Raw genomic sequence first — 14853 nt, forward strand, 5'->3', positions numbered from 1 at the left:
TACAAAACCTGTACCATTATAGCAAACCGATTTATTTTTTACCATGTAAATTATTTTGCTCGCGACGTGCGCGATACATCGCCATCAAGTCTTTCGTTGTCATGACGACGTTGACAGGCGGTCCGACCGGTTTTTTCACTTCCGACTGAACAGGCTTATCCCCCTCGGTAACAGATGAATCTTGATCTACTTCAATAGCAGATGTATCAAGAATCGGTTCGAAGCTCTCCAATTGTTGCTCAGCTTCTTTTTCATCAGCAGACGCTTCATTTGATGTCTCTGTCGTAATAGCTGATTGTTCCATCGTCTCACTGCTGGAAGATGTTTCAGTTACGTCCGTTTCTTCTACTTCCGTTACGGTCGGCACTTCTTCTCTCACGAGTTCTTCACTTGTGTGAGGTTCCGGTACGAGTAATTCGACGTCCGTCACCGGTACAAGACCAGCATCTGCTTCCGCTTCGTCTAATACGACTTCTGGCGCGATCAGTTCTTGATCCGTCAAAGCAACCTCATCGGTATTTCCCTCTTCCACTGATTCCGAAACCTGTTCACTCGTTTCCGTTTCTTCCGTAGCTTTTACGGTTTCCGATGCAGATTGCTTCGGACGTTGGAATCCATAAATCGGTGAAGGAACATCCGTTAAAACGAAGCGATCTTCACGCTCCTCTTTTTTCGGACGTTCTACCGGCTTTGTCTCACGTTCCCCTGCAAGCTCTCGACGAATCCGGGCAGCCTGCTCTTTTAGTGACTGTTCATAACGATTACTCATACGTTCACCCCTCCATCTTGTTAAAAAATCGGTCGAATCATCGACCGATTGAGAATGCTTCCCCTACTGCTTTTGTATCATCGAGTACAAGAATCCCTTTTTCTTGTGGTGCATCGACAAGTCCGAGCTCACGCGCTGAGCAGAGCATACCGCTTGATGGTACGCCGCGTAACGCCGAAGGACGGATGATTAACCCAGACGGCATGACCGCTCCTGGTTTAGCAACGACTACTTTTTGACCCGCCGCTACATTCGGTGCTCCACAAACGATTTGTAAAGTTCCGTTATCTACTTCTACCTGACAGACCGATAATTTATCAGCATCCGGATGCTTCTCGCAAGAAGCAACGAACCCAACAACGAATTTCGGAGAATAATCCACTTGTTCGAGTGACAATTTGATATCTCGACTCGCCAGTTCCTTTTGGATGCGTGTTGCCAATTCTTCCGTCAATTCAACCGGTCCTTGTGTCTCGATTGTAAATGTAGTCGAAGCATCAAACAGGTTGTAACCGACGACACGATCACCACGCTTGATTGTTGCTACGTCTCCTTCACGAGTCGCTGTCACTTCCGCACGTGGTGCGTCTTCCAAAATGATCATTAAGACGTCGCCGACGCCCTCTTTATTATAAAACACATTCATTCAATCCATGACTCCCTTCCGTCTTTCTCACAATGCCTATTGTATCAGATTCTTCACTCTTTCGGCTGCTTGTTTTTCGCAAGGACGAAGACCGGCTCCAGATTACCATCTTCATATAAGAATGGTAATGCCGTGACCGGGACACGACCGTTCGAGAAGAAGTCAAACATCAGTTGCTGTAAGACATCATATCCGGCATCATTCCGAATATCAGCGAAAATCAGGACATCCTGATGCGGAATCCCGACAGCGAATTCTCCTTCGATTTGCGCCGCATAATCGGCTAATAACGTCTTGTTCAAAACACGACTCGCCTCGTATCCGTCACCGAGACTCAAGAAATAAAAGATATTCCCTGCGACTTCATCTTGTTTAAATGGCGCATCAAGCGATTTAACATTAAAACGCGCTGCTTCTGATAACTGTTCAGCTGTCCACTCTGCAGATGCCAGTAACTCCTCATCAATCAAACGATACGTCGCTCCTAAATCGAGTGCGTACATGATTTTCGTCTCACCTGTATGTGGTGTACTGACAAGCGTCTTCCCTTCTTTTGTCGTATCGGCAAACGATTTAGCACGAATGACAGGAAAGATTTTTTGCTCTTGTCCAACGAGTGAGATTTGATCCGTTTGTCCGAGTACAGCACGGATATATTCGATCGTCTCTTCGACTGCGATGACACCTCTTCGTTTTGCTTTTGCGACAAGCGGATTCAATCCGACATCAACGCCTGATTTATCGTGCTTTCGCTCAATTCGTAATACAGACTTTTCACGATCGAAATATGTCGTGTACCCTTCTTCTTCAAATGTTTGTGTCATCATTCTTCGGATTTGTTGTAGTTCCATTCGAATTCATCCTTTCTATCATGAAAAAAAGCGAGTCAGCGCTCGCTTTTTTCTTAAACCGTCTCTAAAAATGCTGTCACCTGTTCTGGTGTCTTGCGCTCTTTCCCGACATAACGCCCTGTCTCTTCTCCATCGCGGAACGAAACAAAGCTTGGAATTCCGAAGATGTCCATTTCCTGGGCAATTTCAATATGATCGTCGCGATCGACGTAGTAAAACTCGAAGCCGTTAAATGTTTGCTCGATTTCCGGCATGAACGGATCTAAGAAGCGGCAATCCGGACACCAGTTTGCTGAGAATAAAAAGACGGCATTTCCTTGTTTTGCTGTATCGAATTCTTGTTTGGATTGTAATGTTTTCATGATGATTTCCTCCTTTGATTTCCCTAGAAGTCATTGCCCTCATCATAGCATATTCAATTGTGGCTGTGCGTTTTCGTGCTTGGTTTGCTATACTGCAACTAGAAAACACCTGGAAAGGACTTCACTATGGCAGATCAACCAATCAAACATCCGTTCGAACGCTTCGTCGGCTTCGTCGGCATGACAAGTTGTTTACGTTACGGCTATTCTTTCATCGATTCCGAACGGAGCTTACCGGAAATCTTTTTGTATTTGGTCGTCGGTTTTGCGATCATCATTTTACTTGAAGCACTCGGAAAACGACTCGCTCGAAAATTACCCGTCGTACGCATGCGGTATTTGACTCCACTTTATCTCATTTATCTCTACGTTTTCTTTACGAGTTTTTATTCAAGTTCATTTGGATTCTCTTTATGAAAAAAGCTGATTCAAAAAGTCATATGCTTGTTCGTCCACCATCCGGTCAAACAGGCATATCCTTTAGAATCAGCTTTTTGTACTTAATATTCGATTTTTAAGTCGCCATCTTGAATTCGCCCAAAGCGTCGTAAGACACGATAGATGAAATAACTGATGATACCAGGCGCAAGGAAACAGAGGACAGCAACTGCTAAATAATACTCCATTTCGAACCCCATCGTTTTTAATAACATCAACGGACCAACGAATCCGCTCGTACCCATACCGGAACCTTCTGGATTGCTCTCAAGCATTAACAGAACAGTCGCGAATGGCGCTAGTATAGCACCGGCTACCGTCGGTGGTAGAAGAATCCAAGGATTTCGAATGATATTCCCTACTTGTAACATCGATGTTCCAATCCCTTGAGCAACCACACCACCGATTCCGTTATCACGGTAACTGATGACGCCAAATCCAATCATCTGTGCCGCACAACCGATCGTCGCCGCCCCTGCAGCAAGTCCATCCAAACCAAGCATGATTCCAAGCGCAGCACTCGAAATCGGCGCTGTCAATGCAAGACCCATGACGGTAGCAACGAAAATTCCCATGAATAATGGTTCGCGTTCCGTTCCCCAACGAATCAACTCGCCCAGATCTGTCATGCCTTTTCCAATCCACTTCCCTGCGTAACGTCCGGCAACGAATCCAGCTAGTAACGTAACGAACGGCGTCAATAAAATATCAAGTCGCGTCGTCTTTGAAACGAGTTTTCCGATCTCTGTCGCAAGAAGCGTTGCAATGTAACTACCTGCTGGTCCTCCTGCTTCATATCCGAACGCACCAACGGCAACTGCCGCAAACAAGATAAGCGGTGGTGCCTCAAGTGCAAACGCTACAGCCACACCGATTGCTGGTCCAGTCAGCGCGATCGCCTGCTCTCCTAACTGAATGAGAAACTTCGCCTCTACACCACGATCGATCAGTCCTTCACCAATCGTCCGGATGATGAGACCCATGATCAACGAACTAAACAAGCCAAGTGCCATATAACTTAATACGGTTATGAAATATACTTTAGGGCTAAGTGAAATCCCTTTTTGTTTGAACATCTTGTCACGTCCTTTTCTTAACATCGCGTATCATTATATCAAATCTCCTTTCTATCCGACTACATTGTTTTTTCAACTGACAAGACAGTTAGTGTTTACATCATTCTTATTAAACAAAAACAGACAGCGGATTCACATCCACTGTCTGTCATGTCATTCACTTGACTTGTAGCGTCTCGAGCGTTGTCGCATCGAGATTCGTGACGAGTTTCCGAAGCAATTCCTTCGCCGCATCATAATCATCTGTATGCATGATCGATGCATGCGTATGGATGTAGCGTGCTGGTAAGCCAACGACTGTCGTTGGAATCCCATTATTCGAACGATGGATGACACCACCATCGGTCCCACCTGCTCCGACATAATATTGGTACGGAATCTTGTTCGATTCTGCCGTATCGAGGACGTAATCCGTCATCTCTTTTGAGAGGATCATGACACTGTCTTTAATTCGAAGCAATGGTCCTTGTCCGAGTTGACCGAATTCCGTTTTGTCTCCTGATGCATCATTGGCAGGAGAAGCGTCGACGACGAACGCGACATCGGGATCGATGAGTGCTGTCGCTGTTTGCGCACCGCGCAATCCAACTTCTTCTTGAACCGTTGCACCCGAGAACAAAATGTTCGGATGATCCGCCGCTGTCGTCTCTTCCAGCAATTCAATCGCCATTCCGACACCATAGCGGTTATCCCATGCTTTCGCCATGATCTTCTTCGGATTCGCCATCGGTGTGAACGGGAAGAATGGTACGGCAGGGATACCTGGACGTACTCCGAACGATTCCGCCTCTTCTTTGGAGTCTGCACCGATATCGATGAACATGTCTTTAATCGCCATTGGCTTATTGCGTACTTCTTCTGTCAATAAGTGTGGTGGAATCGATGCGATGACACCAGGGATAACACCGTTGTCCGTACAGATCGAGAAGCGTTGCGCAAGCAACACTTGGCTCCACCAGCCACCGAGCGGTTGAATCCGTAACATTCCGTTCTTCGTGATTTGCGTCACCATGAATGCCACTTCGTCCATGTGCCCGGCAACCATGACTTTCGGTCCTGTCACATCGCCTGTTCGTTTTCCGAAAATCGAACCGAGTCCATCCGTAACGATCTCATCCGTGACAGGTGTGATGCGTTCGCGAACGAACTGACGAACGTCGTGCTCAAACCCCGGTGCCCCATTTAATTCCGTCAGTGTTCGAAATAACTCTCTCGTTTTTTCATTCATATGTATCGCCTCCTGCTTCTCATTATACAAAAAATTGCTTCTATCACTTAACCTTTTGTTTCTCTCTGAACGAATTATTTGGTACAGTAGGAATAGAACCTGTAAGGAGGGGAATTTTAATGAAAAAACGCTATTGGATTATCGGATTGGCAGCAGCTGTCGTCGCCGCTTTCGCAGTGAAGAAAGCCGTTGATAACAAACAACTTTCTGCCGAGGAAGCGCTCGAAATCACGAAACGCACATTTTCAGCAAAAGGACGTGTCCAAGGTGCATGGATCTCTGCAACACCAGAGGCTTACGCATATGAGTCACGTGACTACCAAAGCTACAAAGGTGGCATCTCGGTCCTTGAAGGTGATGACGAAAAAACGTATCAATTCACAGTTGATGCCGAAACTGGCGCTTTACTCGAATACGCTTAATCAAAAGACCGTGCTTCGATCGACGAAGTACGGTCTTTTTTCCACGTTCATCTGAGGGAGGTATGATTCATGTCGATTCTTGCTACGCTGTTCGTTATCCTCGTTGCTTTGGAACACTTTTATATTTTAGCACTTGAAATGTTCTTTCTTTCTTCCAAAGCGGCTCGTCGAACATTCGGCTTAACGGACGAAGCTGTTGCATCACAACAAATTCGCACACTTTTTGCGAATCAAGGCTTATATAATGGGTTTTTAGCAGCCGGATTAGTATTCGGTCTGATTCGTGAGGATGTCGCTGTCCAATTGTTCTTTTTAGCGTGTGTCATCATCGCTGCGCTTTATGGTGCCGCGACTGCCAATCGCTCTATTTTACTCAAACAAGGCTTACCTGCCATACTTGCTTTCATCTTTGTATTGCTTGCATGAGAAAAGCCCCTATCCGATTGGATAGAGGCTTTTTTTGATTAACGCGGGTTGTCGTTGCGTTCGTAGATCGGGTTCATGTATTCCGTCGTCGAGTATAGACGTGGAACAACGATGTATAAGATGACCGCTGGTACAGCGATGATCAACAACATCAAGAGCATCGGTAACCAGTAGACGACTTTTTGTTGAAGATTATCCGAGTTGCCGTCGATGTATTCTTTTACACCATCAACTTTTGCAGCATCGGCACTCGTCAACAATTTACCGCTATCGGCATTGAAGAAGTGGATTTCACGTTTGATTGTGATGAAGATGCCGTCACGGACTGTCTCGATGACAGCGATCCCGCCAATGACTTCTTCTCCTTTTTCATTCGTGAACGTCTTCGGATCCTCGATTTCGACCGAACCTTTTTTATAATCGTAATGTGTCGTTGGTAATTCCTCATTTAATGCTTTCGTCATTTCTGAGGTATCAACCGCAGCAAGTACCGATTGACCGATACTTAACGCGAGAAAGAGCGCCGTTACGAAGGCTAAGCTTTTCTGCCACATCCCCAAATTCCCCCTTTACCTATAAGTACAAGTTCTTCAGTCAACAACATTGTACCAATTAATAAGAAAAAAGTGTGAAAGAAATACCAGGAAAATAAGAAAACTTTTTGTCTAAATTAATTTTGGTACGTTGCTTCCATCCGATAAATCGGTTGACCCATTGATGAAAAACGCTCTTCGTACTCTGTTCGGACGTTATCTTCCGGTTCATTCGCATGTAAATCAAGCGACATCCAGTCGAAGCGCATGCCGTATGCTGACATCGTCATCAAACTCGATTCAAACAACTTCCGATTATCTGTCTTGAAATGGATTTGCCCTTTCGCCGGTAAAATATCTTCATATGTCGAGAGGAATGTTTTATACGTCAAACGGCGTTTCGCATGACGTGTCTTTGGCCATGGATCAGAGAAGTTCAAGTACACGCGGGCCACTTCGCCTTTTTCAAAGTAATCACGTAGGTCTTTTGCATCGACCGTCAAGACGCGAACGTTCGATTGTGGTGTCTCGACCAATTTTTGAACGATTGTCACGGCAACGCTTTCGAATAATTCAATCGCGATGAAGTTGACATCCGGGTGTTGGTGCGCCATTCCGGTAATGAAGGCTCCTTTCCCTGATCCCACTTCGATATAGATCGGATTATCATTTTTGAACTCGCTAGCCCATGCTCCTTTAAGAGATGCTGGTTCTGCTATATAGATCGAGGATTGTTCCTTCATATAATCCTGCGCCCATGGTTTATGTCGTAAACGCACTATCGTTCATCCTTTCCAAACTTAAATTATCCGCAGATAAGTTTATCATGATTCGGGTAATTATATAAGAACTTCTTCGTTTCCTATCGAAGAATGTTCAGCAGTTCGTCACTTGAGAAATAGTGAGCATTCTAATACACTTAAGGTACGTAAGAACCTAAAAGGAGGGCTATACTGTGGATGATTTCTTGATTAGTTGGGCATCTCCCATCGTTCTCGTCTTGGGAATCACTGCTTTGTTCGTCTGGGCGACTTTCGGAAAAGTCGACGTCGAATAAGGGCAATCTCTGTACCTTGTGTAATTGTACACAAGGTACTTTTTTTATTTTCTAAATGATTTTAGGTTGGTTTTACCATGAAACAGATGTATACTTTTTTTGAAACAGATAATTTATTACAGCTATCGAACACCAAAAATGTTGGTAAAAAGGAGAATTGTAATGAACAAAAATAAAAACAGCGATTCAAAAGAACTAGTACAGAAGAAAACAGGTGCGGATCTCGTCGTCGATTCACTCATCGAGCAAGGTGTCGACTACATCTTCGGAATTCCCGGCGCCAAAATCGATTCCGTCTTCAATGTGTTACAGGACCGGGGACCTGAACTCATCGTTGCACGCCACGAACAAAACGCTGCATTCATGGCTCAAGCCATCGGACGCTTGACGGACAAACCGGGTGTTGTCCTTGTGACATCTGGTCCTGGGGCATCGAACTTAGCGACTGGTCTTGTGACGGCGAACTCTGAAGGTGACCCTGTTGTCGCAATTGCCGGAGCTGTCACACGGGCCGATCGTTTAAAACGAACACACCAGTCCATGGACAATCAGGCACTCTTTACACCGATTACGAACTTTAGTGCTGAAGTGCAAGATGCCGACAACATTCCAGAAGTATTATCGAATGCTTTCCGAACAGCTGAAACGACAGCCGGCGCTGCTTTTGTCAGTATCCCGCAAGACGTCGGGCTAAGCGAAGCGAACGTCACGGCGTTCCGTGCGGTCAAAGCACCAAAGCTTGGTGTGGCACCAGAAGCATGGGTCGATGAAACAGCCCGTCTGATTCAAGAGGCAAAACTCCCTGTCTTGTTACTCGGTATGCGCGCGAGTCAACCAGACGTCGTACATGCGATTCGTTCGTTACTCAAAAATGTCTCGATCCCTGTCGTTCAGACATTCCAAGCGGCCGGTACATTATCACGTGAGCTTGAATCGAATTTCTACGGACGTGTTGGATTGTTCCGTAATCAGCCGGGAGATGCGTTACTTGCAGAAGCAGATCTCGTCCTCTCGGTCGGATATGACCCAATCGGTTATGACCCGAAATTCTGGAACCAACCAACGCACGACCGGACGCTTGTTCACATCGATCAAATGCGTGCTGAAATTGATCATTTCTATCGTCCCGACCGTGAGCTTGTCGGTGATATGGCGAAAACAGTCGACGCGATCGCTGAACGCCTGCAACCACTCACATTACCTGAAAGCTCGGTTCAGTTCCTTGAAGGATTACATCAACGTCTTGTCGATCGCGATGTTCCTCCCGTCGCGGATTCTCCATTGACGCATCCACTTTATTTCATGAAGACGTTGCGTGAAAAAATTGCGGACGATGTCACGGTCACGGTCGATGTCGGCTCACACTATATCTGGATGGCACGTCACTTCCGTTCGTACGAACCACGCCACCTCCTCTTTAGTAACGGGATGCAAACGCTCGGCGTCGCACTTCCATGGGCAATCGCAGCTACACTCGTCCGTCCTGGGAAGAAAGCTGTCTCGATTTCAGGTGACGGCGGATTCCTCTTCTCTGCAATGGAACTTGAGACAGCTGTCCGTTTGAACTCACCACTCGTCCACTTCGTCTGGCGCGATAGCGGATTCGATATGGTCGCGTTCCAACAAGAGATGAAATACAAACGGAAATCCGGTACGTCATTTGGTGACGTCGATCTCGTCAAATATGCGGAAAGCTTTGGGGCAAAAGGACTCCGTGTCAATCATCCTTCGGAACTCGCAGCAATCATGGACGAAGCACTCGCGACAGACGGTCCTGTCATCGTCGATGTGCCGATCGATTACCGCGACAACATTGCACTCGGAGAACAAGTTCATCTTGATCAATTGAACTAAGGAGGATTCACATGGCACACGATAAAACACTCGTCCAGATTTCAACGATGATGGCACTGCTTGACGGCGTATTCGAGAGCGAAGTAACATACGCTTCTGTCCTTGATCAACGCGATTTCGGTATTGGAACGTTTGATCACTTAGACGGCGAGATGATTGGATTCGATGGTCAGTTCTATCAACTCCGCTCAGATGGTAGCGCTCGACCGCTCCAACCTGAGACGACGACGCCTTTCGCGACATTGACCCGTTTCGAGCCGGAACAAACCTTGACCGTGACAGAAGAGATGTCAAAAGCGACGTTTGAGCACTGGCTGAACGAACAACTCCCAACGATCAATAGCTTTTATGCTATCCGGATCGATGGAGCATTCACAGAAGTGCAAACACGTACCGTCGCGCGTCAGGAGAAACCATTTGTTCCGATCACGGAAGCTGTCGCCTCTCAAAGCGCTCGTACGTTTGAGCACACGGAAGGAACGCTTGCCGGATACTATACGCCACGATTCGGTCACGGGATCGCCGTTGCCGGATATCATCTTCATTTCATCGATGCTGCCCGCGAAGGTGGTGGTCACGTCTTTGACTACACAGTCAAGAACGTCACCGTCACATTCGAAGAAAAGCCGCAACTTGATTTACGTCTACCGACGACAGAGGCTTATCGATCGGCGGATCTCGAAAGTCACGATATTGAAAAAGAGATTAAAATCGCAGAAGGTTAAGCAAAAAAGCGTGTCGTTCCCTTTCGGAATGACACGCTTTTTAGTCGTTTGAATATTCAAGTAGCTGTTCAAGAAAATGATAACTGTCCTCGACATCCGGATGACGCGTATCTTCATACCAGTAGAGTGATAAGACCGCTTGCGCTACGACATACCAGTGCATGCGTCGTTTCAAATCACTCGTCAATGGATGTCCATAATGTTCAAACCATTCTGGCCAAGCCGCTTCGTCCACATAACTGTATAACATCATCCCAAGATCGTACGCACGATCAGCAATGATCGCGTCATCCCAATCGTTCAAGTAGAGTTGACCATCTGCTCCCGTCAACCAGTTATTGTGGTTCAAATCCGAATGACAAACGACCTGCTCATCCGTTCTTACCTGCTCCAGATTTTGTTCGAGGTAAACCATCGCATGTTCCACGAGCTCCGGATCCTCTAAATCATCCGGTTGGAAGTACAAACGACATTGTCGCAATAACTCATCAGGTTCAATCGGGCGCTGATCAAGCTGTTGTAGCATGAACAGTAATTCCTTCGAATCATGGATTTTCCCAAGCAAACGTGCTACTTCAGGACGTTCCATCATTTCGGGCTCTAGCTCGTCGCCTTCAATGAACTGTTGGGCGCTGATGACGTCCCCACTATAAATCCGTTTCGTCCATAATAACTTCGGAACGATTCCGTCTGCGGATAAAATCGCCAAAAACGGCGATGAATTTCGTTTTAAGAACAACTTCGATTGTCCGGTTGAAGCGATGTACGCTTCTCCTGTGATTCCACCTGCTGGCGTAAGGGTCCAGCCTTCGCCAAGCGCATCTAAAATATCTAATTCCATTATAATCCGCTCAACTTTTTTAGTAGATTTGCCTAAGGCACAATGCTTATCTTAACACGTTGCGATCGTCGTTGACAACGGAAGGACCTGAATCCTGTCGACACCTTTCAGAAGCGGGTCGACCGAGGCCTCATCCCCTTGTACATGCACATTCCAGCGCGAATGATCCAGTCCGATTTCCACGATTTCGCGCGTCGTATTGTAAACGATAAACGTGCGTTGCCATGCATCATATGAGTGGACTGCTCCAAGTTCATAAGCGATGACACCCGGACGTAAGTCGATGAAATGAAGCAACTCGCGAATCTGATTCGCTCGGTGCAATCGGAATCCGCCATGCATCCTACGAATCTGCAAAATCGTCTTGATGTAGGTTACAAGGGACAGATGATCATCCCGCCGTTCCCAGTCCATTCGATTGATCTCGTCTGGTGCGTTATAGCTGTTCTCAACACCTTGTTTCGTACGCAAAAACTCTTGACCTGCGTGAAGAAACGGAATCCCTTGCGCAAACAAGGCAATCGTCTGAGCTAGACGACTCATCCGCAATAATTGCTGTTCATCCGCTTCCGGACAAGATAAATTTAATTTATCGTATAACGTATGATTGTCATGCGCCTCGACGTAATTAATGGAATAGGTAGGTTCCGGAAAACGTCCGTACGTTTGATTATCGATGTGAATACTTCCCGCAATCCCGTTTCGAACCTCCCCTTCCTTCCATCCATCTCCCGCAACGAATCCTCGATCGAACTCACTGAACGTCGATCCTTTTAACGCGTCACGGAACACATCATTGAAATGAGCGATCCGCGGCATTTGCGCAGCAGAGGCGCTCATCGCCTTCAATCGTTCCGGCAATGCAGTCGCAAGATCCCACCCTTCTCCATACACCAGAATCGTTGGATCAATCGCATCGAGCGCCGCTCGAACATCGTTCATCGTCTCAATGTCATGAATCCCCATCAAATCAAATCGAAAGGCATCAATGCGGTAGACACGAGCGAAGTACGTCAAACAGTCGACGATGAGGCGGCGCATCATGAATCGCTCGGATGCGGTATCGTTTCCGACACCCGTTCCGTTCGATAATGTCCCATCTACTTCGTAACGGAAATAATAACCAGGAACAAGCTGTTCGAGAGAGGAGTGTTCTCGAATGAAGACGTGATTCATGACGACATCGAATGTGACACGAATGCCTGCTTCATGGAGCCGCTCTACCATTTCCGCGTACTCTTTGACGCGAACGAGTGGTTCAACCGAACTCGCATAACTCCCAGCTAGCCCGAACCAAAGCATTGGGTCGTATCCCCAGTTATATGGAGACCGCGTCCGTTCATCGGTCGTCTCAAAAAAGTGGACTGGTAGCAATTGCAGATGGGTGATCCCGAGATCCAGAAGATAATCAAGTCCCGTCGCATAACCTCGAGGAGAGCGCGTCCCTCGTTCCGTCATCCCTGCGTATTGACCCGGATGACTTGAACCAGCTGAGTGATCGATTGTGAAATCACGAATATTTGCTTCATAGATGACAGCGTCTGACGGTTTAACGAACAGAGGACGCGCGACGCGCTTCGGAAACCACTTGGTAATCGTCCGTTCGATGTCAACGATAACACCGTATCGACCATTCTCAGATATCGCACTAGCGTACGGATCAACGACCTCCTGTTTGCCAAGGTATGTCGTCACTTCATACCGATACCAGCACTCTGCGATATCTTGTTCCAGTTCAAGATGATAGGCACCTTGCTCTTGTCGCTCCATTTCGTACTTTCCAATCAAATGTTCATCTTGATCGTACACGACACACATGATCCGTTCTGCGACCGGCGACCAAACAGCAAAGTGAAATGCGCCCTCTTCTTCCCAGACGCCGAGTTTCCCTTCGTAGCGGTACTTGCGCTCGAATGCTTCCGTTCGGACTAACCGATCGGGAACGACGCGGATCGATCTCCCTGCTCCGAATACCTCATATCGGCATTCTAGCTCGACCGGTTCCAGAACCGTCAATTCATAAATCACCAATTGTTCCTCACGGTGTGTCTCGACTTGCTGGATCGCAAGTGATTGTCCATCACATTCAAGCGACCAGTGGATTGACGGATTGCCTTCGACCTCGACCCGGATGCTTTGGAACGATAAGAACTCCGCCCGGATCACTGGTATCGCTACTTCTTGGTTCGTCATCTCTTTCGCAACGACAATGCCGTCGCTCCCTCCCTTACTCTTGGATTCGAGACTGTCCCTCACTTTGAATCGCCATGTGAAACGGAATCGATACCGTCTCTTTTAGGATCTTTTCACATACTCGCATCTGAAATGCCTTTGTATGTGTCGCATTCGCATTCATCCGTTGCACCCAATTTGGAAAATCGACTTTATTGACATAAGTCGTCGTCGTTTCTTTTGGAATTTGATCAAAATAACCTGAAGGGGCGAGGATGACTCGTTCAATCGGCAAGACGTAATCTCGTCCGAGTACGACCCGTAAAATATCTTCTGTCCGCTTTAAACCGATGTTCGGATTCAAAATTTGTTTTGCAGAAGCCTTGAACGGCTGCTCCCGCCATAACTTATCTCGCCGTATATGATAGATACTTTCGTCACCATCGAGCCATTCCATGATATAGATCGCGGACGGACCGACGACGAACGGACTCAACTCGACTTCTCCGACTTGATATTGGATGACCGCTCGATAAAACATCGCATATTGTTCATTTAGTAGATGCAACATCTGGTAGAAGTCTAAATGACGTTTCAATGGAATTCGCCAAATGTTCTCCTCCCCTGCTCCGCCAGTGACGTTCAAGAGTTTTTGTAATTCGAGACGTTTTTTGTACCATTTATCAAACGCTCTTCGAGATAATTGTTTCCCCGGAAGTTGAATGACTTCACTTTTTTTCATCACTTGCCACCACTTCTTCGGACGGATAAGCGTCTCTCCTGGAAACAACTCTCCTGCCTCCCATCTGCGATAGACATGGGCATAATCAAGTGCCTGGTGTTCACCGAATCGTTTCGTCATCTCTAGCGGATTTTTTTCAAATCGACTATCTAAGTCATATAGTTTCATCAAAATTGCGATGGGGATCACCTCATTCCTCTTCACCTAGATGAATCCGGTAAACCGGCTCATATCGCGGTGAAACCTCTGGTCGTACTTCAAATAGAACGAGTTCACGAACAATCCACTCTACTGATTGTATCGGACTCGTCTCCCATTCGGCTGCCTCAGCGCGCCATTTTTTCGCGATCGTGACATGCGGAACGAATGGTCTGGTCGAATTCGGATCAATCTGTTCCACTAATTGAAACAACTCCTCCGATTCTGTTCCAAATCCTACGACGCGTGGTCGTTCATCCCGACCAAACGTGATCAAACGATCGAATCGTAGCACGAAAGGTTCCATCGTACGTGCGATCTGCTGTAACTGCTGTTTCCACGACTGCTGTTCTTTTTCCTCCACTGGACCAAAGAAACGAAGCGTCAAATGGTACTCTTCTAACGTATAGATGTTTCGAAAATAATCAGATAGAGATAAACACTTAGCGATATTCGCTAAATCTTCAGAAGGAATCGGTAAGGCAATGAAAAAGTGTCGTTCCTGTCTCATCG

Annotated in this window: 18 protein-coding genes; 6 read left to right on the forward strand and 12 right to left on the reverse strand. The window is 46.7% G+C overall.

The window, feature by feature from the left end; all coding sequences use genetic code 11:
• Positions 1-31 precede the first annotated feature (31 nt).
• Genes KNQ15_RS02525 through KNQ15_RS02540 form a run of 4 tightly spaced genes read right to left on the reverse strand, consistent with a single transcriptional unit; the run spans position 32 to position 2628 of the window.
• A complete protein-coding gene (locus KNQ15_RS02525) occupies positions 32-769 on the reverse strand; it encodes a hypothetical protein (RefSeq protein ID WP_214727580.1) in 738 nt (245 codons plus the stop codon).
• Positions 770-806: 37 nt separating this feature from the next.
• Positions 807-1415 (reverse strand): YtpR family tRNA-binding protein, encoded by a 609-nt coding sequence (gene ytpR, locus KNQ15_RS02530; protein WP_214727582.1) that lies wholly within the window; start codon positions 1413-1415, stop codon positions 807-809.
• 53 nt (positions 1416-1468) lie between these two features.
• Positions 1469-2266 carry a DUF1444 domain-containing protein gene (locus tag KNQ15_RS02535; RefSeq protein ID WP_029342364.1) on the reverse strand — a complete coding sequence of 266 codons (798 nt, stop codon included), beginning with the start codon at positions 2264-2266 and terminating at the stop codon, positions 1469-1471.
• A 53-nt stretch (positions 2267-2319) separates the two neighbouring features.
• Positions 2320-2628, reverse strand: a complete 309-nt coding sequence (locus tag KNQ15_RS02540) for a thioredoxin family protein (RefSeq protein ID WP_214727584.1) — start codon at positions 2626-2628, stop codon at positions 2320-2322.
• Positions 2629-2754: 126 nt separating this feature from the next.
• Here KNQ15_RS02540 and KNQ15_RS02545 point away from each other — a divergent pair, with 126 nt between their 5' ends.
• Positions 2755-3045 (forward strand): hypothetical protein, encoded by a 291-nt coding sequence (locus KNQ15_RS02545; RefSeq protein WP_023469080.1) that lies wholly within the window; start codon positions 2755-2757, stop codon positions 3043-3045.
• Between the two features lie 83 nt (positions 3046-3128).
• Here KNQ15_RS02545 and KNQ15_RS02550 read toward each other — a convergent pair whose 3' ends face one another.
• Entirely contained in the window at positions 3129-4142 is a 1014-nt protein-coding gene (locus KNQ15_RS02550) for a PTS sugar transporter subunit IIC (RefSeq protein WP_214727586.1), read from the reverse strand.
• A gap of 157 nt (positions 4143-4299) precedes the next feature.
• Positions 4300-5370: a M42 family metallopeptidase gene (locus KNQ15_RS02555; protein ID WP_214727589.1), complete on the reverse strand. Its 1071-nt coding sequence runs from the start codon at positions 5368-5370 to the stop codon at positions 4300-4302.
• A gap of 119 nt (positions 5371-5489) precedes the next feature.
• On the opposite strand from KNQ15_RS02555, the gene KNQ15_RS02560 reads away from it, so the two are divergent.
• Positions 5490-5792, forward strand: a complete 303-nt coding sequence (locus tag KNQ15_RS02560) for a PepSY domain-containing protein (protein WP_012371126.1) — start codon at positions 5490-5492, stop codon at positions 5790-5792.
• A gap of 69 nt (positions 5793-5861) precedes the next feature.
• Entirely contained in the window at positions 5862-6218 is a 357-nt protein-coding gene (locus KNQ15_RS02565) for a DUF1304 domain-containing protein (protein WP_029342368.1), read from the forward strand.
• Between the two features lie 38 nt (positions 6219-6256).
• Here the strand turns inward: KNQ15_RS02565 and KNQ15_RS02570 are convergent, their stop codons facing one another.
• Together KNQ15_RS02570 and trmB are read right to left on the reverse strand one after the other, a co-directional pair.
• A complete protein-coding gene (locus KNQ15_RS02570) occupies positions 6257-6772 on the reverse strand; it encodes a hypothetical protein (RefSeq protein ID WP_058703918.1) in 516 nt (171 codons plus the stop codon).
• Between the two features lie 116 nt (positions 6773-6888).
• Positions 6889-7530: a tRNA (guanosine(46)-N7)-methyltransferase TrmB gene (trmB, locus tag KNQ15_RS02575; RefSeq protein WP_029342370.1), complete on the reverse strand. Its 642-nt coding sequence runs from the start codon at positions 7528-7530 to the stop codon at positions 6889-6891.
• Between the two features lie 176 nt (positions 7531-7706).
• On the opposite strand from trmB, the gene cydS reads away from it, so the two are divergent.
• The 3 genes from cydS to budA all read left to right on the forward strand — a co-directional run bounded on the left by cydS (position 7707) and on the right by budA (position 10387).
• A complete protein-coding gene (gene cydS, locus KNQ15_RS17080; RefSeq protein ID WP_023469087.1) occupies positions 7707-7808 on the forward strand; it encodes a cytochrome bd oxidase small subunit CydS family protein in 102 nt (33 codons plus the stop codon).
• A gap of 162 nt (positions 7809-7970) precedes the next feature.
• Positions 7971-9662, forward strand: coding sequence for an acetolactate synthase AlsS (gene alsS, locus KNQ15_RS02580; protein ID WP_214727591.1), 1692 nt, complete (start codon positions 7971-7973; stop codon positions 9660-9662).
• Between the two features lie 11 nt (positions 9663-9673).
• Complete coding sequence (gene budA, locus KNQ15_RS02585; protein WP_214727593.1) at positions 9674-10387, forward strand: acetolactate decarboxylase; 714 nt, start codon at positions 9674-9676, stop codon at positions 10385-10387.
• Positions 10388-10427: 40 nt separating this feature from the next.
• Here budA and KNQ15_RS02590 read toward each other — a convergent pair whose 3' ends face one another.
• The 4 genes from KNQ15_RS02590 to thpR are packed head-to-tail and all read right to left on the reverse strand — an operon-like array spanning position 10428 to position 14851.
• A complete protein-coding gene (locus tag KNQ15_RS02590) occupies positions 10428-11228 on the reverse strand; it encodes a phosphotransferase family protein (RefSeq protein WP_214727595.1) in 801 nt (266 codons plus the stop codon).
• A 51-nt stretch (positions 11229-11279) separates the two neighbouring features.
• Positions 11280-13484: a type I pullulanase gene (gene pulA, locus KNQ15_RS02595; RefSeq protein ID WP_353048884.1), complete on the reverse strand. Its 2205-nt coding sequence runs from the start codon at positions 13482-13484 to the stop codon at positions 11280-11282.
• Positions 13456-14331, reverse strand: a complete 876-nt coding sequence (locus KNQ15_RS02600) for a hypothetical protein (protein ID WP_353048885.1) — start codon at positions 14329-14331, stop codon at positions 13456-13458. Before KNQ15_RS02600 ends, pulA begins: the two co-directional genes overlap by 29 nt.
• Before the next feature lies 1 nt (position 14332).
• On the reverse strand, positions 14333-14851 hold the full coding sequence (gene thpR / locus KNQ15_RS02605) for an RNA 2',3'-cyclic phosphodiesterase (protein ID WP_214727597.1): 519 nt from the start codon (positions 14849-14851) through the stop codon (positions 14333-14335).
• Between the last annotated feature and the right edge of the window lie 2 nt (positions 14852-14853).

This window comes from Exiguobacterium sp. s168, from assembly GCF_018619035.1.
Lineage (GTDB): Bacteria > Bacillota > Bacilli > Exiguobacteriales > Exiguobacteriaceae > Exiguobacterium_A > Exiguobacterium_A acetylicum.

Excerpts from the sequence above, each read along its gene's own strand:
- KNQ15_RS02525 (WP_214727580.1), bottom strand. The coding sequence starts at position 769 with ATGAGTAATCGTTATGAACAGTCACTAAAAGAGCAGGCTGCCCGGATT.
- budA (WP_214727593.1), top strand. The coding sequence starts at position 9,674 with ATGGCACACGATAAAACACTCGTCCAGATTTCAACGATGATGGCACTG.
- KNQ15_RS02535 (WP_029342364.1), bottom strand. The coding sequence starts at position 2,266 with ATGGAACTACAACAAATCCGAAGAATGATGACACAAACATTTGAAGAA.
- KNQ15_RS02565 (WP_029342368.1), top strand. The coding sequence starts at position 5,862 with ATGTCGATTCTTGCTACGCTGTTCGTTATCCTCGTTGCTTTGGAACAC.
- KNQ15_RS02590 (WP_214727595.1), bottom strand. The coding sequence starts at position 11,228 with ATGGAATTAGATATTTTAGATGCGCTTGGCGAAGGCTGGACCCTTACG.
- KNQ15_RS02545 (WP_023469080.1), top strand. The coding sequence starts at position 2,755 with ATGGCAGATCAACCAATCAAACATCCGTTCGAACGCTTCGTCGGCTTC.
- thpR (WP_214727597.1), bottom strand. The coding sequence starts at position 14,851 with ATGAGACAGGAACGACACTTTTTCATTGCCTTACCGATTCCTTCTGAA.
- KNQ15_RS02540 (WP_214727584.1), bottom strand. The coding sequence starts at position 2,628 with ATGAAAACATTACAATCCAAACAAGAATTCGATACAGCAAAACAAGGA.
- ytpR (WP_214727582.1), bottom strand. The coding sequence starts at position 1,415 with ATGAATGTGTTTTATAATAAAGAGGGCGTCGGCGACGTCTTAATGATC.
- KNQ15_RS02560 (WP_012371126.1), top strand. The coding sequence starts at position 5,490 with ATGAAAAAACGCTATTGGATTATCGGATTGGCAGCAGCTGTCGTCGCC.
- KNQ15_RS02570 (WP_058703918.1), bottom strand. The coding sequence starts at position 6,772 with ATGTGGCAGAAAAGCTTAGCCTTCGTAACGGCGCTCTTTCTCGCGTTA.
- alsS (WP_214727591.1), top strand. The coding sequence starts at position 7,971 with ATGAACAAAAATAAAAACAGCGATTCAAAAGAACTAGTACAGAAGAAA.
- KNQ15_RS02555 (WP_214727589.1), bottom strand. The coding sequence starts at position 5,370 with ATGAATGAAAAAACGAGAGAGTTATTTCGAACACTGACGGAATTAAAT.
- KNQ15_RS02550 (WP_214727586.1), bottom strand. The coding sequence starts at position 4,142 with ATGTTCAAACAAAAAGGGATTTCACTTAGCCCTAAAGTATATTTCATA.